Source organism: Arthrobacter sp. P1_B4, assembly GCF_056406555.1.
The window spans coordinates 209,570-232,026 of sequence record NZ_JBFTZW010000001.1 but is presented as its reverse complement, the minus strand read 5'-3'; the positions used below and the strand labels follow the sequence as shown (position 1 = coordinate 232,026).

Sequence of the window (22,457 nt, the reverse complement as noted above, 5' to 3'; positions counted from 1 at the left end):
GCTGCCAATCTAGGGCCGTGCGAAATCGCGCGGCAAGGCGGCAGGTTGCATACGTTCACGCAGGTTCGCACGGCGTCACACGACGAATTCTTGCCTCGATTTACGCCGCGTTACGCGGGGTGAACGGCCGTGACCGGCGCCTCGACCGGCTCCATTTCGGGTGCCTAGCATGAGGGCTCCGCACCCGAGCCAGGAGACCGTCATGCCAGTGAATGCCCCGTCCGTGGTCCTCATCGGCGGCGGCCCGCGCGCGGCCGGGCTGTTGGAACGCCTCGCCGCCAACCGGCCGGAGCTGCTCGACGGCGCCCTGCAGATCCACGTCGTGGAGCCGCACACCCCGGGTGCCGGCAGGATCTGGCGTTACGAGCAGCATCCCGGGCTGATGCTCAACTCCGCGGCGGCGGACGTCACGATGTTCACGGATGCCTCCGTCCAATGCGAGGGACCCGCGGTCGACGGCCCCGGCCTGGCAAAGTGGGCCGCCGGGGTCCTGGACGGGTCCATCGCGGATGTTCCGGAGCTGCCGGCGGAACTCCGGCGCCAGCTGGCCGACCTCACCGGTGCCACCTTCCCCACCCGGCAGCTGCAGAGTGTCTACCTGGAATGGTTCTTCCGCCGCTCCGTCGCCGCCCTCGGACCGGACACCACCGTCACCGTGCACCGGGACACGGCGTCCGCCGTCGAGCCGGTGCAGCATGTAGCCGAACAGGGTCCGGAACGCTACCGCGTCCGGCTGGCCGGCGGCGCGGTGCTGCACGCCGACGTCGTAATCGCCTCCCTGGGGCACGCGGATTCGCTGCCCGATGCGGAGTCTGCGGCGTGGGCCGGTTTTGCCGCCCGGCACGGCGCGTTCCACGCGGCGCCCAGCTACACCACCGACGTCGACTACTCACCCCTCGCCGCGGGCCAGGACGTGATTGTCTCCGGCATGGGCCTGGCCTTCGTGGACCTGCTGGTCCTGCTCATGGAGGGCCGCGGCGGCAGGTTCGAGGAGCTGCCAGGCGGCGCCCTGCGCTACGTGCCCTCCGGTACCGAGCCGCGGCTGTGGGCCGGCTCCCGCCGCGGCGTGCCATACCACTCCAAGATCACGTCCGCCCTGCGCGGCGACGCGGCGGGCGAGCCGGCGTTCTTCACGGCCGACGCCGTCGCGGCGCTGCTGGATGCGCCCGGCGAGGTGGACTTCCGCGCCCAGCTGTGGCCCCTGATCGCCAAGGACGCCGGCTACGCGTACTACCGCGAGCTGTTCACCGGTTACCCGGAACGGGTCCGGACCGGCTGGCAGGAATTCGCCGAACGGTTCGCCGCCGCGGACTGGTACAGCCAGGAGCGCCGGCGGCTCGTCGCCGGGTCCGTCCCGGACGCAGGGCTCCACCTGGACCTCGAACGGCTGGACCATCCCTTCGCCGGCCGCGTCTTCGCCGGCCACGCAGACTTCCAGTCGGCGGCGGCAGCGTACATTGGCCGCGACCTTGAGCTGCGCACCGGGCCGGACCATTCGGAAACCCTGGCCCTGTTCACTTCCTTGCTGAAGTCCTACATGGACCTGGGCCGGCTGGTGCCGTCCGAGCGGCTGAACGCGCGGTCGCAGCGGGAGGTCCAGGGCTGGTGGCACGGCTTCTTCAGCTTCGTCGATTCCGGCCCGCCGCCGCGCAGGCTGCGGGAGATGCTGGCGATCCACCGGGCCGGGCTGCTGCAGTTCATTGGCCCGGGGCTGGAGATCGAGGCCGCGGAGCACGCGGGCCGGTTCGTCGCCCGCTCGGCCCAGTCCGGGATCAGCGTGTCAGCGGCGGCCCTGATCGAGGCCCGGCTCCCGGCGCCGTCGGTGGCCCGCTCCGCGAACCCGCTGCTGCGCCAGCTGCACGCCTCCGGGCTCGGCACCGAACAGCAGCTCCTCACTGCCGACGGCACGCACGCGACCGGACGGCTCCTGGTGTCCGCCCACAACGAGCTCATCAGCCCGGTGGGGGAGCGGCGCGAGCGGCTGTTCGGCGTCGGGCCCGGTACTTCCGGCTGGGGCGCCGGCGCCTTCGCCCGGTCCGGCACCAACGCCGCGCCGTTCCGCGAAAACGATGCCCTGGCCCGGCGCGTCCTGAACCTGCTGGCGAAGCCCAACAACGGGCCGGCCGACAGCGGCCTGGCCAACAACGATCAAACGGACGCCGGCCGGGCGGTGCCGCAGGCCGCCGCCGGCGGAAAGGACCCGTCATGACCCCGCCCCCACTACACACCCCACCCGTGGACACCCCGCCCGTGGACACCGCCGCGCTGACGGTCCTCAATCTGCCCATGAGCGATCCCAGGGTCCGTCCGCTCCTGGATGAGCTCGCGCTCGAATACGACACCCGCTACGGCAACCTCTTCGGCCGCGGGGCCGCCGCGGAGGAACTCAACCGCTACCCGGCCGAGGAATTCGCCGCGCCGGGCGGGGCCCTGCTGATTGTGCGCGAGAACGGCGAATCCGTGGCCGGCGGCGCGTTCCGCCGGCACGGCCCGCAGACCGCCGAGTTCAAGCGGATCTGGACGCATTCGGCGCACCGCCGCCGCGGACTGGCCCGGTTTGTCCTTGCCGAGCTGGAGGCGCTGGCCGGCCATCGCGGCTACCGGAAGGTCTACCTGACAACCGGCCCGCGCCAGCCGGAGGCGAAACGCCTTTACCTGAGCACCGGTTACGAGGCACAGTTCGATCTCTCCGCCGACCCGGAAACCATCGGGCCGCTGGCATTCACCAAGGACCTGCCCGCCGCAAACCCCGCCGCAAACCTCGCCGCGCTGCTTGGTCGGCGTGGGCCGGGAACCGGTGCTTCGGGCTAGAGTTCACACGGGGGGTCTGCCCTGAAACAACGTATTAACGAGCCGCCGCGGACCCGGCGGAGAAACAGCCGGGAGTCATCAGTGCGGCCTGGATCCAAGCCCACCATCCGCGATGTCGCGCAGACGGCCGGGGTCTCCCTGACCACCGTCTCCTATGTGCTCTCCGGCCGCTCCGGCGGTACCACCCGGATCAGCGAGGCCACCCAGGACCGGGTGCACGCCGCGGTCCGCGAACTTGGCTATGTGGCCAACAGCGCCGCCCGGGGAATGCGCCGGGGCCGGACGGAGCTGGTGGCCGTGGCCGTACCGGACCTCGAGCAGCCCCGGGACAGGGCCATCGCCACGGTGCTGGCCAGGATCCTGCCGGAGCACGGCTACCAGTCGGTCATCCTGCTGGGCGGGAACTGGCGGCAGTTCATGCTCTCCGGCGGAGCCGACGGCGTGATCCACACCAGCGCACCGGAGGCGGACAACGATTCCGGGGCCACGGCAGAGCTCGCCGGCCGCGGCACGCCCCACGTGCTCATCACGGACGACGCCGGGCCCGGCAGCTCTGGTGTCCAGGGCGGACACGAGGTGGTCCCCGCCGGAACGGACACCCCCGAGATCCTGGCCGGGCGCGCCGTCACTCGGCTGCTGGCACAGTTGCGGGGTTAGGACCCTTTAGGCCTTCAGCGCGGCGGCCGGTGCCGTGTCCCGCGTTGCGGTTTCCTGGGTTGCGGCCTCCCGGAGGGGACGCCGGGCCAGCCAGGCGGCCACGATCGCGCCGGAGACGTTGTGCCACAGGGAGAAGACCGCAGACGGCAGCGCCGCCAGCGCGCCGAAGTGCGCGGTGGCGAGGGTGGCGGCCAGGCCGGAATTCTGCATCCCGACCTCGAAGGCGAGGGCCCTGCGCGCCTTGTCATCCAGGCGCCCCAGCTTGCCGGCCAGGTAGCCCAGGCCCAGGCCGAAGCCGTTGTGCAGCACCACGGCGAGGAACACGATGCCGCCCGCGGCGACGATTTTGCTGGCGCTGCCGGCCACGACAATCGCGACGATCAGGGAAATCACGACGGCCGAGGCCCACGGCAGCGCGGGCAGGACCTTGGCCACGAGCTTCTTGAGGAAGAGGCGGGCCAGCAGGCCGGCGATGACCGGCAGGAGGACGGTCTTGACGATGTCCTGGACCATGCCCCCGGCGTCGATGTTCAGGTACGAGCCGGCCAGGAACAGCACCAGCAGCGGCGTCACGATCGGCGCGATCAGGGTGGACACGGAGGCGACGGCCACGGACAGGGCGACGTCGCCCTTGGCGAGGAACGCCATCACGTTGGAGGCGGTGCCCGACGGCGCGCAGCCCACCAGGATCAGGCCCACCGCAAGCTCCGGCTCGAGGTGGAGGCCGACGGCGATCAGCCAGCCGGCCCCCGGCATGATGACGTAGTGCGCCACGATTCCCAGGGCCACGGCCCAGGGGCGCTTGGCCACCGACGCGAAATCGGGCGGCGTCAGCGTCAGGCCCATGCAGAACATGATGATGCCCAGCAGGAAGGGCACGCTGGGGGCGAGGGGTTTGAACGCGCCGGGGAGCAGGAAGCCGGCGAGCCCGGCCACCACCACAAGGACCGGGAAGACCGTCACCGCGATGCGGGCAATCTTTGCCTCGGCGGCGAGGGCGGGATTGGCCGGGACGTCGGCGGCAGTGCCTGCGTCCCGGGCAGTATTCTGAGTTTTAGTTGCCTCAAGCATCCAAGAATGGTGCCACCGGCGTCCACGGGGTGGCCACTTCGTGACCACCTGTCAGACAAATATGTCAGATTTTTAGGCCGCCGTGCGGGCGGGAATCGGACGGGTAGGGTTCATTGCGTGGGTGAGCCCGAAAAGGCGAACTCCCCACCCCGGCGCGACGCAGCGCCCCACCTTCCCTGAATTCTGCACATTCTTTGACATCTGGCGGCCGTTGGGCCTCCTTGACCACGAACGGAGCCAGCGATGGCCACCAGTATCGACGCGCAGGCCCCGGCCGCCACGCCTGCACAACTGCAATCGGTCCGAGGCGCCTTGACGTCCCCGCGACGGCTCAAGACCGAGGTTTTGGGCGGCCTCGTGGTGGCACTGGCGCTGATTCCTGAGGCGATCGCCTTCTCGATCATCGCCGGCGTGGACCCGAGGATCGGGCTCTTCGCGTCCTTCACGATGGCAGTGACCATCGCCTTCGTCGGCGGCCGTCCGGCGATGATTTCGGCGGCCACCGGCGCTGTCGCCCTGGTAATCGCCCCACTGGTGAAGTCCCACGGACTGGATTACCTTGTGGCGGCGGTGATTCTGGCCGGCATTTTCCAGATCGTGCTGGGCCTCTCCGGGGTGGCGAAACTGATGCGGTTCATCCCCCGCCCGGTCATGGTGGGGTTTGTGAACGCCCTGGCCATCCTGATCTTTCTGTCGCAGGTGCCCGAGCTGATCGGCGTACCCTGGCTGGTCTACCCGCTCACCGCGCTGGGCCTGCTGATCGTCTTCGGCCTGCCCAGGCTCACCAAAGCCGTCCCCGCACCCCTCGTGGCCATTGTGGCCCTGACGCTCATCACGGTGACGGCCGCCGTCGTCGTTCCCACTGTGGGGGACAAGGGTGCACTGCCGGACTCGCTGCCCTCTTTGTCACTGCCCAACGTGCCGTTCACGCTCCAAACGTTGCAGGTCATCTTCCCGTTCGCGCTGGCCATGGCCTTCGTGGGCCTGCTCGAATCCCTCATGACCGCGAAGCTCGTGGATGACATCACGGACACGCGTTCAGCCAAGACCCGCGAGGCCTGGGGGCAGGGCGTCGCGAACATCGTCACCGGCATCTTCGGCGGCATGGGCGGCTGCGCCATGATCGGCCAGACCATGATCAACGTCAAAGCCTCCGGCGCCCGGACCCGGATCTCCACCCTTCTGGCCGGCGTCTTCCTGCTCATCCTCGTGGTGGCACTCGGAGACATTGTGTCCCTCATCCCGATGGCCGCGCTCGTGGCCGTCATGATTTTCGTATCAGTCGCCACCTTTGACTGGCACAGCATCCGGCCCGCCACCCTCAAGGCGCTGCCCAAGAGTGAAACCGCCGTCATGGCGGTGACGGTGGCGGTCACCGTTGCCACGCACAATCTGGCAACCGGCGTCGGGGTCGGCGTACTCGTCGCGATGGTCCTGTTCGCCAGGCGGGTGGCCCACTTCGTCACCGTCGAGCGCACGGTGACGGAGCACGACGGCGGCCGGGCCACGTATCGCGTGGACGGCGAGCTGTTCTTCGCCTCCGCGAATGACCTCTACACCCAGTTCGAGTACGCACTGGACCCCGAACGCGTCGTCATCGACATGCGCGACTCCCACCTGTGGGACACCTCCACGATCGCCGCTTTGGATGCCATCACGGAGACGTACCGGCAGCACGGCAAGAGCGTCGACGTCGTGGGCCTGAACCAGGCCAGCGCCCTGATGCGCGAACGCCTGGCCGGCAAGCTCGGCGCGGGGAACTGACGGGAAGGCGCGACCGGTCGGGCCGGTATTAGGTCACACGTTTGGGTCTTTTTGTTTGCCTTGGTGCGGCCTAGCGTGGATTTACGGCGCCGCCCGTCCGGGTGGCCGGAGCATGGAGGAAATCCAATGACGACGCACGTAGCCGACTGCAGCGTGAGCAATTGCTCCTTCAATGACCACTCGCACTGCAACGCGGCCGCCATTACCGTCGGCGGCGCCGCAGACCATGCCTCCTGCGCGACCTTCATCGACATCGGTGTGCACGGCGGGCTCCCCAAGGTGCTGGCCGACGTCGGCGCCTGCCAGCGTTCGGAGTGCACCCACAACGACCATCTGATGTGCAAGGCGCCCGAAGTTCACGTGGGCCCGGGCGTCGACAACGCCGACTGCCTCACCTACGCCCACACGTAGCCGCACCCGCCGTCCGCGTCCATCGACCATCCGCCCCGCTGGCGCTGAAATTCCCCACCTTTGGTCGCCGCACCCGGCGTGTCGGGGCGGACCGCCGGTGAGGCCCGGCGTCGCTGGTTCAAAGGTGGGGAGAATCGGTGGTGGCAGAGGGCACCCGCGGAGGCAGGCGCGCGCTAGCCCTGGGTGAGCCGGTACCGTTCGATCTGCTTGAGCCGGCGCAGGAGGCTGTCGCGCCGGGGGTGCGGGACGGCGTCGGCCGGCTCGGCGGTGAGCTCGATGTGTTCGGTGCCGTACTGCCACAGCAGCAGGTCATCGAGGAGCCGGTCCGGGCCGGGGGAGTAGCGGTGGTCCAGGGCCTTGCGGACCTCGGTGATCCGGTTGGCGCTAAGCAGCCCGGCGAGCTGCATGGTCTGGTTGAGGCCGTGGGCGGCCATGAGCTCCGCGGCCCAGCCCCAGTCGTCGTCGACCTTCCGGTCCACGTGCGGCAGCAGGGTCCGCCAGACGTCGCGGATCCGGTTGGGCGTCAGCTGCGCGGCACCCTCACCGTCCATGTCCCAGTAGCCGCGGACCTCCTCGTAGCGTTCGTGCAGGTCCGAGAACGCGCTCTCCACGGTCTCCAGCATGGCGGCCGTCGCGGTGAACTGGCGGTCGAAGTGCGGGGTCCACGCCCGCGGGTCCTCGGCCTTGAACCGGATGTCGTGCTCGATCTCGCTCCAGGCGTGGGCGAAGACGGTCCGGATTTGGCACTCGAAGAAGTAGCTGCCGTTCGGCGGGACGTCCGGGTTGAAGGCCAGCTGGTAGTCCTTGACGGCCTCGTTCTGGATGGTCCGCAGGATCAGGTGCCGGCTGGAGTAGCCGTATGTGCCGGACTCGATCGAGCCGATGTCCTTTTCCCGGTCCCCCCGGCAGTCAAAGAGCTGGCGCTGGCGCTTGATCAGATTCGCCACCACCGCGTTTTCCGCCGGCAGCTTGGTGATCACACGGATTCCCACCATGTCATTCAGGGTCCGGAACGGGTCCGGGAACTTCAGCACAGGTGGCCCGCCCGGCTCCAGCGGTTCTTCCGTGCGGGAGATCTTCTCGCGGAAGGATTCAACGGTCTTGGTGCGTCCGGTGACGAACAACGGCGTGACTTCGGTGTCCTTGAGCATGGTCCGCAGTGTGAGCAGGACCTCCCGGGTGACCAGCTTCAGGGCAGGCCGGACCCGCTCGTACAACTCCACGTTCTCCTGCACGGAATCGCGCAGGCTCACGTCCAAACGGTCCCAGTTGCTCGCCATGGATCCAGCTTACGGCGCACCACCGACACCGGCCCGCAGGCTGGCACCGCCGGGCACGCCCGCAGGCAAGGGCAGCGCAGCAGGCATGGGAGCGGTCCGGCATGCGAGGGGTCCGGCCTGCGCTGGGCCGCTTGGTGCCCAAGGTAGGCTCAACACATGGCTGAAATGCGGCGGCGAACTATGATCGCGGCCGCAGCGGCGGTGACTCTGGGGGCAGTCTCCGCCGCCTGTTCACCGGGCCCCAAGGAGGACGCTGTGAAGAGGCACAAGTACCAATATGGCGAGGACCCCAGCCAGTGGGGTGAGCTCTTCCTCCCGGATGTTGCCGCGCCCAAGGGTGTGGTGGTGGTGATCCATGGCGGGTACTGGCGTTCGCAGTACGGCGCAGAACTGGGGGAGCCCCTTGCCAAGGACCTCGCCGCGCACGGCATGGCAGCCTGGAACCTGGAGTACCGGCGGGCCGGCAATGGCGGAGGCTGGCCCAACACGTTCGCCGACGTCCTGGCCGGAATCGACAAGCTCGGTGAACTGGCCGAAGAGCACGGGCTGGGACTGGACCGCGTGGTGGCCCTGGGCCACTCGGCGGGCGGCCACCTCGCCGTCTGGGCGGCGGGACGCCGCCGGCTCGCGGGGCTTGGTGCCCCGGACGCGGACCGCCAGCTGACGCGTCGGGGCGACGACGACGGCGCGGTGCAGCTCACCGGCGTCGTCAGCCAGTCGGGGGTACTCAACCTCGCGGCCGCCGAGCGGCTCAACCTCAGCAACGGCGCCGTCAGCAACTTCTTGGGCGGCTCGTCGGAGAAATATCCCAAACGGCATAAATTTGCGGACCCCATGAGTGCGGTGCCGCTCGGCGTGCCCGTATATGCCGTTCACGGCACGGAGGACGATACCGTGCCGGTGAGCCAGTCCGAGACCTACGCCGGAGCAGCCAAGGCGGCCGGTGCGCCGGTCCAGCTGCTCAAGGTCCCGGGCGACCACTTCGCGCTCATCGATCCGAAGGCACCCGCGTACCGGAAATGCCGTGAACTCGTGCAGCAGCTGCTGGTCTGAAATCCGGACGTCGCCAGGCGCCCGCCCGGCGACCTGCCAGGCCTGCCGCCCGGCAGGGAGGGGGTCCCGGTGTCCCTGACGGCATCCCTGGCCGGCGAAAGCGAATAGACTGGAGCGCAGGTGCGCCGGGAAGTCTGGTCGGCATAGTTCCGTCGACCCCATTTTGAGGATCCCATGAGCGCCCTGCCCCCTTCGCCAACACCCTCTTCACCAACACCGCCCCCTCCTTCGCCGCCCCGCCTCACCATTTTCGGCCGGGGCAGCTATGCCGAGGCCCTGCGGATCGGCGAAATCCTCCGCAAGGAAACCGTGGGCGGCGCCCTGCTGGTCGCCGCGGCGATGGTGGCCCTTATCTGGGCCAACTCCCCGGCCTCGGAGAGTTACTTCGCGCTGCGCGACTTCACCATCGGCTACGCGCCCTGGCATCTGGACCTGAGCCTGGGCGCGTGGGCCGCCGACGGCCTGCTGGCTATCTTCTTCTTCCTGGTGGGGCTCGAACTCAAGCGCGAGTTTGTCGCCGGCGACCTGCGCCAGCCGAGCAAATCCGTGGTTCCGGTGGCCGCCGCCGTTGGCGGTGTGGCCGTTCCGGCACTCATCTACGCGGCCATCAACCTCTCCGGTCCCGAAACGCTGCACGGCTGGGCCATTCCCACCGCCACCGACATCGCCTTCGCCGTCGCGGTGCTGGCGCTCATCGGTTCCCACCTGCCCAGTGCGCTGCGGATCTTCCTGCTGACCCTCGCCGTCGTCGACGACCTCCTGGCCATCGCCATCATCGCGATCTTCTACACCAGCGATCTCCACCCCGAGCCGTTCCTGCTGGCCCTGCTCCCGCTGGGCCTCTACACGTTCCTGGCGCACAAATACCGGCGGTTCTTCGGCACGCACGCAGCCGCAGCCTGGGTGATCCTGCTGCCGCTCGGCTTCGCGACGTGGGCCCTCGTGCACGCATCAGGCATCCACGCCACCGTGGCCGGGGTCCTCCTCGGATTTGCCATTCCCGTCAAACGTTCGAAGGCCAGCGGCGGCCCTGAAGCCGGCCCGGGCCTGGCGGAGATTTTCGAACACCGGTTCCGCCCCATCTCGGCCGGGATCGCCGTCCCGGTCTTCGCGTTCTTTTCCGCCGGGGTGGCCATAGGCGGCTGGCAGGGCCTCGGCGCCGCCCTGACGGACCCCGTGGCGGTGGGCATCATCGTGGCGCTGGTTGCCGGAAAGCCGGCGGGGATCCTCGGCACCACATGGCTCATCACCAAAGTCACGCGGGCCCGCCTGGACGCGTCCTTCAAGTGGATCGACGTCTTCGGCCTCGCCATCCTCGCCGGCATCGGTTTCACGGTCTCGCTGCTGCTTGCCGAGTTGAGCTTCGGCCAGGGCACTGCGCACGAAGACCACGCGAAGGTAGGGATCCTCGCGGCCTCACTGCTCGCCGCGCTCCTCGCCACCACGGTGCTCCGCACACGCAACCACCAGTACCGGCGTGCGGAGGAGGCGGAACAGGTTGACTCGGACCACGACGGCATCCCGGACGTCTACCAGCAGGACCGCCCCGCAGGCTAGGTTGGCAGGCCAGGCCGACGGGCTATATTTGGGGTGTGGCGGGAGGGGCCGTCCGGAGGGTCAATGATACCCCAAGGGGTATCATGATTGAGCTGGAATACGCGCGCCGGGCCGTCCGGCGCCCGCGAAAGGAACAGGCATGAAGAGCATTTCCGTCAAGGACCTGGCCGCCCTGGGCGACGCCACCGAAATCGTCGATGTCCGCGAGGAAGACGAATACGTCGCCGTCCGCGTTCCCGGCGCCCGGAGCATCCCGCTCTCACGGTTCGTCCAGTCCCTCGCCGAGGTCCCGGCCAGCGGCACCGTCTACGTCATGTGCGCCGCCGGGGGCCGCAGTGCCCAGGCCGCCACCTACCTGGAGGACCAGGGATACGACGCCGTCAACGTCACCGGCGGGATCATGAAGTGGCAGGACGAGGGACACCCCGTCAACCGGGGCTGACCTTCACGGGGCTGACCGCACCGGAGGGACCATGGAAGTCATCGTCATCGAGACCCCGCAGCTCGGGGACCGCAGCTACCTGGTCCACGACGGCTCGGTGGCGCTGGCGATCGACCCGCAGCGCGACACGGACCGCATCGAGGCGGCCGCCCGTGACGCCGGGGTAGCCATCACGCACGTGGCCGAAACGCACATGCACAATGACTACATCACCGGCGGGCTGATCCTGGCCCGCGCCCACGGCGCCAGCTATCTCGTCAACGCCGCCGACGCCGTCGGGTTCGAGCGCACTCCCATCACGGACGGCCAAACAGTCCGCGTGGGCTCGCTTACCGTCAAGGCGGTCGCCACGCCCGGCCACACGCATACCCACCTGTCGTTCATCGTGGACGACGGCGGGAAGCAGGCTGTCTTCTCGGGCGGCAGCCTCCTGTATGGCTCGGTGGGCCGCACGGACCTTGTCGCCGAGGCGGACACGGTTGGCTTGACCCACGACCAGTACGCTTCGGTCCGTCGCCTCGCCGCCGAGGCCGGCCCTGACGCGGCGCTGTTCCCGACCCACGGATTCGGCTCGTTCTGCTCCTCCGGACCCGCCAGCGGTGCCCGGTCCTCCACCATCGGCGAGCAGCTTGCCGCCAACCACGCCCTAACGGACCCCGATGAGGACCACTTCGTCCGCCAACTCATCGCCAACCTCACGGACCACCCCTCCTACTACGCGCACATGAGTCCGGCCAATGTCCGGGGCCCGGGCCCTGCCGAGCTGGCCGTTCCGGCATCGCTCGATGCCGCCGAACTCACCCGGCGCCTGGCCGGCGGCGAGTGGGTGGTGGACCTGCGCCGGCGCGTGGCGTTCGCCAACAGCCACCTCAAGGGCAGCGTCAGTTTTGAGTATGGCGCCGGCTCCAGTTTCACCACCTATCTCGGCTGGGTGCTGCCGTGGCGCGAACCGCTGACCCTGGTGGGCTCGCGGGAAGACGTTGAGAACGCCATCCGCGACCTCTCCCGGATCGGCATCGAATCCCCCGACGCCGCGCTCGGTTCCGAGCCGCACGCCCTCGCCCCGCAGGCCGGGCTCGCCTCCTACCCGCGCGTGGGCTGGGACGGCGTGCTCGCCGGCCGGGCGCCTGAGGACACCGTCCTGGACGTGCGCCGGGCCGACGAATTCGCCGCCGCCCGTGTGGTGGGCGCGGTCAACGTGCCGCTGCACGAGCTGTTGCTGCGCCTCGGGGACATTCCCGCCGGGAAACTCTGGGTGCACTGCGGTTCCGGGTACCGTGCCGGGGTCGCCGCCAGCCTCCTGCAGCGGGCAGGCCGGGACGTGGTCCACATCGATGCCAGGTTTGCCCACGCCGCGTCCGCGGGGATCGTGCTGGACACCACCGCGGCCTGAGCGCCTGCGGCCCGGGAGCGCCGGCAGTGACGCCGGCACGGCGGAAACGGGAGGCGGGCGCAACACACGGCACCGGAGGGCATTCTCTGGCAGAGTATGGTCATGCTCACAGTTATTGGCGAGGGGCTGGTTGATGTAGTCCAGCGGTCCTCCGGCGTCCAGGCCCATGTCGGCGGCAGCCCCCTCAACGTGGCCGTGGGGCTGGCGCGGCTGGACCATCCGGTCCAGTTCATCGGCCGCTACGGCCGCGATGCGTATGGTGAGGCCCTCGCCGCGCACCTGAAGTCGAGTTCCGTGCTGCTCCCGGTGGGACCCGATGAGCTGCCCACCAGTGTGGCCGCCGCCCTGATCGACGACGCCGGCGCCGCCACGTACACGTTCGACCTCGCCTGGGAGCTTCCCGGCGTCGCGGCGCGCCTGCCGTTCCTGCTCCAGGGAACCACACTGCTGCATACCGGTTCGATCGCCACCATGCTGGCGCCGGGCGCCGCCGATGTGTTTGCCGCCGTCGAGCGCGCCCACCCGTCCGCCACCATCAGCTTCGACCCCAATTGCCGTCCCAGCATCATCCCGGACGTGGACTACGCCCGCGGGCAGGCCGAAAAGTTCGTGCGCCTCGCCGACGTTGTGAAGGCCTCCGACGAGGACCTCGAATGGCTCTACCCGGGCGTGGACCCGCTGGACTCGGCCCGCCGCTGGCAGGCGATAGGCGGCTCCGAAGGGCCGGCAATGGTGGTGGTGACCCGCGGCAGCAAGGGGCCCTGGGGTATCAACGCCGCAGGTGAGGCGCAGTTCCCCGCCCCCGAGATCAACGTTGCGGACACAGTCGGCGCCGGCGACTCCTTCATGGCCGCGCTCCTGTCCGGCGTGGTGGATCTGGGCCTGGACGGGGCACAAAACCGCAAGGGCCTGCGCGAACTCTCCGCCGAAAGCCTCCGCGATGTCCTCGCCCATGCCTCCCGGGCAGCGGCGGTCACCGTGTCCCGCGCCGGCGCGAACCCGCCCACGCGCGCGGAGCTGGCACGGATGGAAATGGGGGCCCAGCCCCTGCAGTGAGTGAAAGGCAGCCATGACACGCCACGATGTTCCGGTGTTCCCCGTCCGCAGTGAATCCTTCGCGGAGGGCCAGACGCTCCCGGCTGCCCAGCGCAGCGGCAAAATGCGCGCCGGCGGCCGGGACGAATCCCCGCAGCTGAGCTGGAGCGGCGCCCCGGCCGGCACCAAGGGCTACGCGGTGACGATGTTCGACCCCGACGCCCCGGGGCGCGGCGGCTTCTGGCACTGGGCCGTGCTGGACGTCCCCGCCGACGTCACCTCGTTGCCGGCAGGAGCGGGCGCAGAGGGCGGCAGGCTCCTTCCCCCGGGCGCCATCCAGTTGAAGAACGACGGCGGGTTCCACGGCTATCTGGGCGCCGCGCCGCCTCCCGGACACGGGCCGCACCGGTATGTCATCACCGTCCACGCGCTCGACATCGCACCTTCCGGACTCAACGAGCACACCGCTCCGGGCAGCCTGGAAGCGAAGCTGTCGCAGCACACCCTGGGCCGCGGCACGCTCACCGGCATCTTCGAACGCCACTGAGCCCGCCGCCGCCCGCTGCCGCCCCTCGCCCCTGCCGCCGAGCTCGCCGGAACCTCCCCAGTTCGCCGTGATTGTCCGGCGAACCCGACGCCGTCCGGCGAACTCGGCGAATGCCTCCGCGAGGGCCTGCCGCCCCGGCGCACGTAGACTGGCACTATGCGGCTGGTAGCAAGTGACATTGACGGAACGATCCTCGGCCATGACGGCAAAATCAGCGACCGGACCGTCCGCGCGTTCCACGCCTGCCGCGACGCCGGGCTGGAACTGGTGTTCGTCACCGGACGGCCGCCGCGCTGGCTCCACCCCCTGCAGGACCAGCTGGGGCATACCGGAACGGTCATCTGCTCCAACGGCGCGGTCGTGTGGGACCTCGAGGCGGACCGCCTGCTCTCGGCGCGGACACTGGACCTCGACGCCATGTTCGAGGTCCGCCGCATCATCAAGCGCTTGCGTCCGTCGGCGCTGTTTGCCGCCGAAACCCTGACGGGCTTCCATCTGGAACCGGGCTTTATCGAAAACGGCTCGAGCGAACTGCTCGGGGAATTCACCCCGGCCCCGCTGCACACCACCCTCACCGAGGGGGACGCCGTGGCGAAGTTCCTGGCCATTGTCCGGGAGGGCACCGCCGACGAGTTCCTGGCCGAGGTGACGCCCGCCGTCGCCCATCTGGCCGCCGCGACGCACTCGGCGCCGAACATGGCCCTCCTCGAGCTGTCTCTGCCAGGCGTGAACAAGGCCGTGGCCCTGGCTGAATATGCGTCGTCCCTCGGCATCGGCGCCGCGGACGTGGTGGCTTTCGGGGACATGCCCAACGACATCGAGATGCTTCGCTGGGCCGGGCACGGCTACGCGATGGCCAGCGGCCACCCGGAAGCGATCCGGGCCGCCGGCCGGCAGGCCCCGCACTTCGACGACGACGGTGTCGCCCAGATCCTCGAGTCAAAGCTCGCCGAACTCGGCGTCCGGCTGCCCTAAAACCCCGGCCCCGGCCCASGTCCCCGCACCCGCGGCCCGGTTCACGCGCCCGCCCACGTCCCCGCACCCGCGGCCCGGTTCACGCGCCCGCCCACGTCCCCGCACCGGTCGCCCGGTTCCCGGCGGACACCGGATTCCCAGCTCGCTGTCAACTGGCGTTCACCTTGGCCTCCTAGGCTGAAAGCTCGCGACGAAACGTTTGACCGAGAATGGGGACATCATGGCCAGGCACCGCATCAACAACACGGACGAACAACCCCTGCACCCGGTGGAACCGGACCGGCACTGGCGGCAGCTGCGCCAGGGCGACCGCGTCAGCGTCCGGCTCGCCCCGGGCGTTGAGGCCGGTGGGCTTGTGGACGCCGTGACGGCGGACCACAGCGTGGTCTGGGTCGACCTCGACGGCGGCCGCGGCCGCACGCTGCTGCACTGCAGCGACGGCGTCGAAATCCGCCAGCAGGCTGCTGACACCCCGTCCCGCTGAGGCCGCTGACCCGGCCCCGCTGACCTGGCACCGATGGGCCCGAGCCGCCAGTGCCGGGCCGCAAGCCCCGGTCGAACCCCGGTCCCGGCAGACCAAGGTACGCTTCAGGAGTGACTGACCTGCACCCCTACTTTGCCCCTCGCGGGGATCGCGACGGCGGCCCCGCGGGCGCCGCCACCCCGGCCCCGGGCGGTTCCCGGGCGCCGCTGGCGCTGGCCCACCGGGGCTTTTCGCTGGACGGGCTGGAGAACTCGATGGCCGCGTTCCGAGCTGCCGTCGACCTCGGGTTCCGGTATCTGGAGACGGACGTGCACACCACGGCCGACGGCGTGTTGGTGCTCTTCCACGACAAGACCCTGGACCGGATCACGGAGGGCCGGGGCCAAATCGCGGACCTTCCGGCCTCAACCGTGGCCCGGGCCAGGATCGGCAGGACCGAACCGATCCCGCGGTTCGATGAGTTGATCGCTGCCTTCCCGGACGTCCGGCTCAATATTGACGTCAAGGACTGGAACTCAGTGGGCACCCTGGCCTCGGCGATCGAACGCCACGGACTGCACGACCGCGTGCTGGTGGCCAGTTTCTCGGACCGGCGGCGCCGGGCAGTGCTGAAGCAGCTGAGCCGTCCCGCCGCGAGCTCGGCCGGCATCGTGTCCAACGCCGTGTTCGTCCTGCTGGGCCCCGTGCTGCCGACGCCGTTGATGTCTGCCGTGGTGCGCCGGTCACTGCGCGGAGTCCACGCCCTGCAGGTTCCCGTCCGCTACGGTGCCGTGCCGGTGGTGACGCCGGGCTTTATCCGGCGGGCACACCGGCACGGGCTGCAGGTCCATGTGTGGACAGTCAACGAGCCCGCGGAAATGCACCGGCTGCTCGACCTTGGCGTCGACGGGATTGTCACGGACCGCGCGGACCTGCTCAAGTCGGTCCTCCAGGAGCGCGGAACCTGGTCCTGAAGGATCGCTCCGCTCAGGCGGAAAGTTCCATCATGAGTGGCGGCAATTCGTCGGTTAGCTCCCGGGCGAGATAGCCCAGCCCGCCCAGCCGGCTGGCAAGGCGGTCTCCGGCCGCAGCATGCAGATGCGTTCCCCAGCAGGCGGCCTGCGCATTGCCCGTTCCCCTGGCGCGGAGGCCGGTGATGGCGCCGGAGAGGACATCCCCGCTGCCCGAGGTGCCCAGCCCGCTGTGCCCTGTGGTGATTTCCCAGAGGCCGGCCCCGGACGCGGCAGCCCTGCTGCTGCGGGGTTCTGCGATGGCCCCCTGACACGTGACCACGGCCCGGTATTTGTCGGCCACCTCAGGGAGCTGGCGGTGCAGGTCCTCGACCTCCCGCCCGAGCAGGATGCCCGCCTCCGTGATGTTCGGGGTCAGGATCAGCCGGCCGGCCCACGGCGCCAGTTCGGCTTCGAGTTCCGGGACGCTGGCCAGGGCAAAAGCATCCAGGACAATGCACGGCGGGCTGCCCGGGGTGGCTTGGAGGAGTTCGCGCAGCAGCGCCGTGGTCTGGTCCTTGTCGTCCAGGCCCGGCCCCACCAGGACGGCGTCGGCGGTTTCCAGCTCGGCGGCCAGGGACCCGGCGGCGGAACCGACCACGGTCCCGGCCGTCGTTTCCGGCAGGCCAAGGACACCGGCTTCGGGCAGGGCGATGGCGAGCGGCACCGCCACGGACTCCGCCACGGCCAGGGTCAGCCGGCCCGCGCCCGCGCGGAGGGCGGCGACGCCGGCGAGCAAGGCCGCTCCGGGCGTCTTGCGCGCACCGCCGATCACCAGCACGGAGCCCCGGTCATCCTTTCCGGAGCCGCCGTCAGGGAGCGGCCAGGCGCGCAACAAAGCGGGGGTGACGGCCTCGGCCCGGGGGCGGCGTTTCGCCTGCCGGGAGTTAGCGGGGGTGGACATCGGCGTCTCCCGAGTGCTGGGTTACCGGGACACCTTCGCTCGTGAGGTGGTCGGCCATATTGAACGCCTCCAGCTGCCATTCCCCCCGGCCGCCGGGCCGGACGAAGCGGCTGACGGAGGCGTTGAGGATGGTGGACGCGGCCGCGATGTCCAGCAGCTGCTCCTCCGAGAGCCCCTCCAGGATGTAGCGGATGAGCAAGATCACGGCGTCGTGGCAGACCAGCAGGACGCCCCCGCCCGGGTGCCTGTTGTCGAGGTCGGCGAGCAGCGAGCGAAGCCGCAGCACGACGTCCGCCCAGGACTCGCCGCCCGGGGGCCGGTAGTAGAACTTGCCGAGCCACCGCCGCCGGCCGGCCTCCTCCGGGAGGCGGGCTTCCACCCCGGCCGAAGTGAGCATGTCCAGGATGCCGAGCTCACGGTCGCGCAGCCGCTCATCGATCAGGACAGATGTTTGCCAGCCGCCGGTCTGGACGGCGAGTTCCGCAGTCTGGCGTGCGCGCAGGTAGGGCGAGGACCAGACTGGCGTGCGCCGGCCGTCCGGGTAGCCCGCGAGGAGCCTGCCCAGGGCCAGCGCCTGCTCCCGTCCCGTGTCCGACAATCCGACATCCGCATCCCGGGCCGGGACATCAATGACATGCGCGCCGGCCTGCTGAGCCAGCGTGGCGGCAACGTTGCCCTGGCTTTCACCGTGCCGCACCAGCAGTAACTCGGTCACGCCCGGAACGCCGTGTCCGTAGTGGCTCACCGATCCCCCTATCCGTTGCTTTCCAACGTTGTCCTCTGCCGGGGCTGGCCCGGGCTGGAATATGTGTGGCAGACAGGTTACTCCCAGTGGCACGGATTTGTCCCTGCGCCGGCGATGGGGCAGCATCGGGGGCCGCCGGGCTGGCAGGATAGAGCCATGCGCATCCTCATCGCCCCGGACAAGTTCAAGGGCTCCCTCACCGCCGTCGAAGCCGCCGCGGCCATTGCCGAAGGCGCCCTGCGCGTCTACCCCGAGGCCGACGCCATCCAGTTTCCGGTGGCCGACGGCGGCGAAGGGACCCTCGAGGCGGCTGTCGCGGCCGGCTACGAGGAACGGCTCAACGCGGTTGTCGGCCCGATCCTGGCCCCGATCGGTGCCGCGTGGGCCATCCGGGCGGATGCTTTCGGCGGGGCCACCGCGGTGATTGAAACGGCGCAGGCCTCAGGGCTGGCGCACATGGAGCCCACACCGGCCAACGCGCTGCGCGCCCACAGCTATGGCTGCGGCCAGCTGATCGCCGCCGCACTGGACGCCGGTGCCACGGAAATCGTGCTGGGCGTGGGCGGTTCGGCCATGAGCGACGGCGGCAGCGGGGCCCTCCGCGCCCTCGGACTCAAGCCGTTGGACGCCGCCGGCAACGTGGTGCCCCTCGGCGGCGGGTCGCTTGCCGACGTCGCGTCCGTGGACATCAGCGGCCTGGACCCGCGGCTGGCCGGGGTGAAGTTCAGGATCGCCGTCGACGTCCAAAACCCGCTGTTCGGCAGCGACGGCGCGGCACACGTGTTCGGCCCGCAAAAAGGCGCCGACGCCGATGCGGTGGAGCTGCTCGACGCCGGCCTGCGCAACTGGGCCTCGGTCCTGCGCCAGAGGACCGGCCGGGACGTCAACGTGCCCGGCGCCGGAGCGGCCGGCGGGTTTCCGGCGTCGTTCCTGGCCTTCAGCACGGCCGCCCTGGAAGGCGGCTTCGAGCTGGTGGCCGGCCTCACCGGGCTGGACGCGAAACTCGCGGTGGCTGATTTGGTCATCACCGGAGAAGGCTCCATGGACAGCCAATCGCTGACAGGCAAGGCGCCGATCGCCCTCGCCGATGCCGCCCAGGCCCTTGGCATTCCGGTGGTCGTGGTGGCCGGCCGGATCCTCGTCACCCCGGAGGACCTTGCCCGTCACGGCGTGGTGGCCGCGGCGCAGCTGCTGGACGTCGCCGGCAGCCCCCAGGACGCAGTAGCAAACGCCGCAAAGTACCTTACCTGGGTCACCAGCCAGGTCCTCGAAGGCGCCTGACGCCCCTGATGGCCGGCCGTGCCGGCCGGCTTGCCGCCTAGGCGCCGGTCTCGTAGTGCGGTTCGGCCACGGGTTTGGACTCGGGGGAGCCCTTCTCGCGCAGGTAGACCGAGGCGCCCACCAGGACCGCCACGGCGAGGAACTCGCTTTGCCAGTTCTGGAAGGACTCGAACCAGAATCGGCTCGTCGCCAGATAGCCCAGCACAGTCACGGTGGGCTGTCCGTGCGCCTCCTGGTCACTGTTGTAGTCCTCCGCGCCGCCAACCGCGTGCAGGGCGATCGACGCCAGGAACAGCAGGAGGAACATGATCGAAAGCGAGTGTTCGTAGAGCTTGAGGACCCAGCCGCCGTGCCGCACCGGCCACGGCGTGGACTCTTTGAGCTTTGCCTGCCGGGGGTCCTCGTCCTGCGGGGAGGTCCGGCCCATCGGCTTGGACTCTGAGGACCCCTTCTGGAACAGGAAGACGGTGAGGATGACGTACATGCCCATCTGCAGGAATTCCGACTCCCAGTTCTCGAACGTCGCCTCGAGGAAGTTCCCGGTGCCAAGGTACTGCAGGACGGTCACGGCAGGTTCGCCGTGGGCCAGCTGCTCGTCGCTGTAGGTGCTTGCCCCGCTCAGGACCATGCCGCCGAAAAACACGACGAACAGCCCGATATTGGCTAGAAGCAGTCCATGTTCCTTGACCCACTTGCCCATGGTTCCCGTGCCTGCGGTGTGGCGCTCATGTGAAACGTTTGTCATAGCGACTCCTCTTGGCGGGCCCGTCGACGGATCCAGGCAGGGACAAGTACCAGCAGCAGCACCAGCACGGCGAGCAGCCCGACGCCGGCGATCAGGCCCGCCGTCCGGCCTACGGTGACATCGAAGATGAGTGAGGTGGTGCCCACGCTAAGCAGCCCCACCCCGGTCAAAGAAAACCTGACGATGATGTCCGCGCTGCTCACGAGGGCCTGCTTCAGCCCTTGCCGGAACAGCCGGCGGTGCACGCTCACGGGCAGCAGGATCGTGGCCGTGGTCAGGGCGGCCAGGACGACGTTGGCGAGATACAGGCGGGTCTGGTAGTCATCGAGCGTCTCGAAGCGCGACTGGAACGGCAGCGTCAGGAGGAAGCCGGCGAGAATCTGGACGCCGGTCTGCAGTACGCGCAGTTCCTGCAGCAGTTCGACCCAGTTGCGGTCCATCCGCTCCGCAAGGGACTCGTCCCTGCCGTCGTTCTTCGGCGCTACTGGGCCAGTCATCGGTACTCCTCCGCAAAATCCTGAAACCAAGGAAACCGCCACAACATGCGGCCCCACCCTCAACCTAGGCTTGAGAGTTGCCAAAAACAAGTTGGTACTAAGCTTGCTGACGATATTGTGGTTAGGGTAGAAACTGATTACTTCGCCGGGATGGATTCAGCGGGCCCCCGCCACACGGGACCGATGAACATCCCTGGAAACCGACACGTTGTTAGGTGGACTATGAGCGACTCAAGCGAACGGCAGGACCAGCCCAAGCAGCCCGAACAGCCCCGCGATCCGCGCGCCGGCTACCATTCCGGCCCGTTCCCGGAACAGGTCCAGAAGCAGCCCGGCCTCACCGCGCCTATGGAGCCCAAGCCGGACCACGGCGAGGAAAGCTACCGCGGCAGCGGTGCCCTGAGCGGCAAGGCCGCCCTGATCACGGGCGGCGACTCCGGGATCGGCAGGGCGGTGGCGATCGCCTTCGCACGTGAGGGGGCCGACGTCGCCATCTCCTACCTGCCGGATGAAGAAGACGACGCGCAGGACACCGCCGAGTGGATCCGAAAGGCCGGCCGCAAGGCCCTGCTGCTCCCCGGCGACGGCCGCAGCGAGGACTTCGCGGCGGACATCGTGAAGGCGACGCTGGCCGAATTCGGGCGCCTCGACGTCCTGGTGCTCAATGCGGCCTACCAGAAGAACCGCGAGAGCTTCGAATCACTGCCCACCGAAGAGTTTGATCGAGTTTTCAAAACCAATCTGTACTCCCTGCTCTGGACGGCTCGTGCCGCGGTCCCGCATCTGGAAGCGGGTGCGTCGATCATCACCACTGCGTCAATCCAGGCCTTCAACCCGTCCCCGGAACTCATTGACTACGCCATGACCAAGGCGGCCCAGGTGGCCTTCACCAAAGCCCTGGCCCAGGAGCTCGGACCCAAGGGCATCAGGGTCAACGCCGTGGCCCCGGGTCCCATCTGGACACCGCTGATTCCGGCCACCGAATGGCCCGACAAGCTCCCGTCCTTCGGCCAGGACACGCCCCTGCAGCGGGCGGGGCAGCCGGCGGAGCTCGCGGCCGCCTATGTCCTTCTCGCCTCCGACCACGGTTCCTACATTTCCGGAGCCGTGCTTCCGGTCACCGGAGGCAAAGGCCTCTGAACCCGCTCCGGACCCGTCCACTGCCAGCTAGTCCCATTTCCAGCACCAGTTTCCAGTACCAGGAGGAATGACATGACTGAAAACCAGCAGGATCCCAAGACCGTCACCGAGGAAGCGGGCGGCTACGGCACACCGACCGCCGAGCAGGAGATGGGCGGCGATGGGAAGAAATTCGCCCAGCCCCGCGAGGAGGAGGCCTTCGACGCCGCCGGGCTGAACCAGGACAGCCCCGACGGCGAGACGTATCCGGCCGGCGCGCCGGACCTGAGCCAGTTCGGTGCAGAAGATCAAGACAGTGCAGGAGAACCCGGAGCAGGTCGCTTCGGAGGAGCGGAGGAACAAATGAGTTCAGAAAACGCCAGCGCAACCCCCGGCTTCGACCCGGACGCCTCGGAGAATTCCGAGGCGGCAGTGCCGTCGTCGGAAGCGGAGATGGACGGGGCCAACACGGAAGAGCCCGACGCCGGGCGGCCCTTCTCCTCTGAGTCCGGACAGGACGCGGCGGGGCTGCCGGACGGCTCCGGGACGGACCTGCCGGAGAACAAGTCGCCGAAGGACCGCGACGATGACAAGGACGCCTTCGACGCCGGCTAGTCCCAGGCCCGCCGCTGCCGGCGCTGCCGGCGCTGCCGGCCGTGACAGCGAAAAGGCCGGACTCCTGCCCGTGGGCGGAGTC

At 69.4% G+C, this 22,457-nt stretch carries 23 protein-coding genes; 17 read left to right on the top strand and 6 right to left on the bottom strand.

What is annotated here, in order from left to right; all coding sequences use genetic code 11:
• Positions 1-202 precede the first annotated feature (202 nt).
• From AC1D1W_RS01100 to AC1D1W_RS01090, 3 genes are all read left to right on the top strand, one after another.
• Positions 203-2,209 carry an FAD/NAD(P)-binding protein gene (locus AC1D1W_RS01100; protein WP_476942717.1) on the top strand — a complete coding sequence of 669 codons (2,007 nt, stop codon included), beginning with the start codon at positions 203-205 and terminating at the stop codon, positions 2,207-2,209.
• A complete protein-coding gene (locus tag AC1D1W_RS01095) occupies positions 2,206-2,811 on the top strand; it encodes a GNAT family N-acetyltransferase (protein ID WP_476942716.1) in 606 nt (201 codons plus the stop codon). The genes AC1D1W_RS01100 and AC1D1W_RS01095 overlap by 4 nt, the downstream gene beginning before the upstream one ends.
• 81 nt (positions 2,812-2,892) lie before the next feature.
• Positions 2,893-3,468: a LacI family DNA-binding transcriptional regulator gene (locus tag AC1D1W_RS01090; protein ID WP_476942715.1), complete on the top strand. Its 576-nt coding sequence runs from the start codon at positions 2,893-2,895 to the stop codon at positions 3,466-3,468.
• A 6-nt stretch (positions 3,469-3,474) separates the two neighbouring features.
• Here AC1D1W_RS01090 and AC1D1W_RS01085 read toward each other — a convergent pair whose 3' ends face one another.
• Positions 3,475-4,539 carry a bile acid:sodium symporter family protein gene (locus AC1D1W_RS01085; RefSeq protein ID WP_476942714.1) on the bottom strand — a complete coding sequence of 355 codons (1,065 nt, stop codon included), beginning with the start codon at positions 4,537-4,539 and terminating at the stop codon, positions 3,475-3,477.
• A gap of 243 nt (positions 4,540-4,782) precedes the next feature.
• Between AC1D1W_RS01085 and AC1D1W_RS01080 the strand changes: the two genes are divergently transcribed.
• A complete protein-coding gene (locus tag AC1D1W_RS01080; RefSeq protein WP_476942713.1) occupies positions 4,783-6,303 on the top strand; it encodes a SulP family inorganic anion transporter in 1,521 nt (506 codons plus the stop codon).
• A gap of 126 nt (positions 6,304-6,429) precedes the next feature.
• Complete coding sequence (locus AC1D1W_RS01075) at positions 6,430-6,714, top strand: DUF1540 domain-containing protein (RefSeq protein WP_028275954.1); 285 nt, start codon at positions 6,430-6,432, stop codon at positions 6,712-6,714.
• Positions 6,715-6,887: 173 nt separating this feature from the next.
• On the opposite strand, the gene AC1D1W_RS01070 is transcribed toward AC1D1W_RS01075, so the two are convergent.
• The gene (locus AC1D1W_RS01070) at positions 6,888-7,994 is read right to left on the bottom strand and encodes a GTP pyrophosphokinase (protein WP_028275955.1); all 1,107 of its coding nucleotides are present in this window, start codon (positions 7,992-7,994) and stop codon (positions 6,888-6,890) included.
• A gap of 255 nt (positions 7,995-8,249) precedes the next feature.
• Between AC1D1W_RS01070 and AC1D1W_RS01065 the strand changes: the two genes are divergently transcribed.
• From AC1D1W_RS01065 to AC1D1W_RS01025, 9 genes are all read left to right on the top strand, one after another.
• Positions 8,250-9,047: an alpha/beta hydrolase gene (locus tag AC1D1W_RS01065; protein ID WP_028275956.1), complete on the top strand. Its 798-nt coding sequence runs from the start codon at positions 8,250-8,252 to the stop codon at positions 9,045-9,047.
• Positions 9,048-9,221: 174 nt separating this feature from the next.
• Positions 9,222-10,604: a Na+/H+ antiporter NhaA gene (gene nhaA, locus AC1D1W_RS01060; RefSeq protein WP_028275957.1), complete on the top strand. Its 1,383-nt coding sequence runs from the start codon at positions 9,222-9,224 to the stop codon at positions 10,602-10,604.
• Positions 10,605-10,743: 139 nt separating this feature from the next.
• The gene (locus tag AC1D1W_RS01055; protein WP_028275958.1) at positions 10,744-11,046 is read left to right on the top strand and encodes a rhodanese-like domain-containing protein; all 303 of its coding nucleotides are present in this window, start codon (positions 10,744-10,746) and stop codon (positions 11,044-11,046) included.
• Between the two features lie 31 nt (positions 11,047-11,077).
• On the top strand, positions 11,078-12,439 hold the full coding sequence (locus tag AC1D1W_RS01050; RefSeq protein ID WP_243178279.1) for an MBL fold metallo-hydrolase: 1,362 nt from the start codon (positions 11,078-11,080) through the stop codon (positions 12,437-12,439).
• Positions 12,440-12,541: 102 nt separating this feature from the next.
• Positions 12,542-13,495: a carbohydrate kinase family protein gene (locus AC1D1W_RS01045; protein WP_243178280.1), complete on the top strand. Its 954-nt coding sequence runs from the start codon at positions 12,542-12,544 to the stop codon at positions 13,493-13,495.
• A 13-nt stretch (positions 13,496-13,508) separates the two neighbouring features.
• A complete protein-coding gene (locus AC1D1W_RS01040; protein WP_243178281.1) occupies positions 13,509-14,021 on the top strand; it encodes a YbhB/YbcL family Raf kinase inhibitor-like protein in 513 nt (170 codons plus the stop codon).
• A 156-nt stretch (positions 14,022-14,177) separates the two neighbouring features.
• Positions 14,178-14,996, top strand: coding sequence for an HAD family hydrolase (locus AC1D1W_RS01035; protein WP_476942712.1), 819 nt, complete (start codon positions 14,178-14,180; stop codon positions 14,994-14,996).
• 220 nt (positions 14,997-15,216) lie between these two features.
• A complete protein-coding gene (locus tag AC1D1W_RS01030) occupies positions 15,217-15,480 on the top strand; it encodes a hypothetical protein (protein WP_243178283.1) in 264 nt (87 codons plus the stop codon).
• Positions 15,481-15,590: 110 nt separating this feature from the next.
• The gene (locus AC1D1W_RS01025) at positions 15,591-16,433 is read left to right on the top strand and encodes a glycerophosphodiester phosphodiesterase family protein (RefSeq protein ID WP_476942711.1); all 843 of its coding nucleotides are present in this window, start codon (positions 15,591-15,593) and stop codon (positions 16,431-16,433) included.
• A gap of 13 nt (positions 16,434-16,446) precedes the next feature.
• Here the strand turns inward: AC1D1W_RS01025 and AC1D1W_RS01020 are convergent, their stop codons facing one another.
• Complete coding sequence (locus tag AC1D1W_RS01020) at positions 16,447-17,373, bottom strand: NAD(P)H-hydrate dehydratase (protein WP_243178284.1); 927 nt, start codon at positions 17,371-17,373, stop codon at positions 16,447-16,449.
• Positions 17,357-18,118: a histidine phosphatase family protein gene (locus tag AC1D1W_RS01015; RefSeq protein WP_243178285.1), complete on the bottom strand. Its 762-nt coding sequence runs from the start codon at positions 18,116-18,118 to the stop codon at positions 17,357-17,359. Before AC1D1W_RS01015 ends, AC1D1W_RS01020 begins: the two co-directional genes overlap by 17 nt.
• 156 nt (positions 18,119-18,274) lie before the next feature.
• Here AC1D1W_RS01015 and AC1D1W_RS01010 point away from each other — a divergent pair, with 156 nt between their 5' ends.
• The gene (locus AC1D1W_RS01010) at positions 18,275-19,399 is read left to right on the top strand and encodes a glycerate kinase (RefSeq protein WP_028275966.1); all 1,125 of its coding nucleotides are present in this window, start codon (positions 18,275-18,277) and stop codon (positions 19,397-19,399) included.
• Between the two features lie 37 nt (positions 19,400-19,436).
• On the opposite strand, the gene AC1D1W_RS01005 is transcribed toward AC1D1W_RS01010, so the two are convergent.
• Together AC1D1W_RS01005 and AC1D1W_RS01000 are read right to left on the bottom strand one after the other, a co-directional pair.
• Complete coding sequence (locus tag AC1D1W_RS01005) at positions 19,437-20,144, bottom strand: DUF6766 family protein (RefSeq protein ID WP_476942710.1); 708 nt, start codon at positions 20,142-20,144, stop codon at positions 19,437-19,439.
• The gene (locus tag AC1D1W_RS01000; protein ID WP_476942709.1) at positions 20,141-20,641 is read right to left on the bottom strand and encodes a DUF6328 family protein; all 501 of its coding nucleotides are present in this window, start codon (positions 20,639-20,641) and stop codon (positions 20,141-20,143) included. Before AC1D1W_RS01000 ends, AC1D1W_RS01005 begins: the two co-directional genes overlap by 4 nt.
• A gap of 222 nt (positions 20,642-20,863) precedes the next feature.
• On the opposite strand from AC1D1W_RS01000, the gene AC1D1W_RS00995 reads away from it, so the two are divergent.
• Complete coding sequence (locus AC1D1W_RS00995) at positions 20,864-21,781, top strand: SDR family oxidoreductase (protein WP_476942708.1); 918 nt, start codon at positions 20,864-20,866, stop codon at positions 21,779-21,781.
• A 72-nt stretch (positions 21,782-21,853) separates the two neighbouring features.
• Positions 21,854-22,375 carry a hypothetical protein gene (locus tag AC1D1W_RS00990; protein WP_028275970.1) on the top strand — a complete coding sequence of 174 codons (522 nt, stop codon included), beginning with the start codon at positions 21,854-21,856 and terminating at the stop codon, positions 22,373-22,375.
• Positions 22,376-22,457 lie beyond the last annotated feature (82 nt).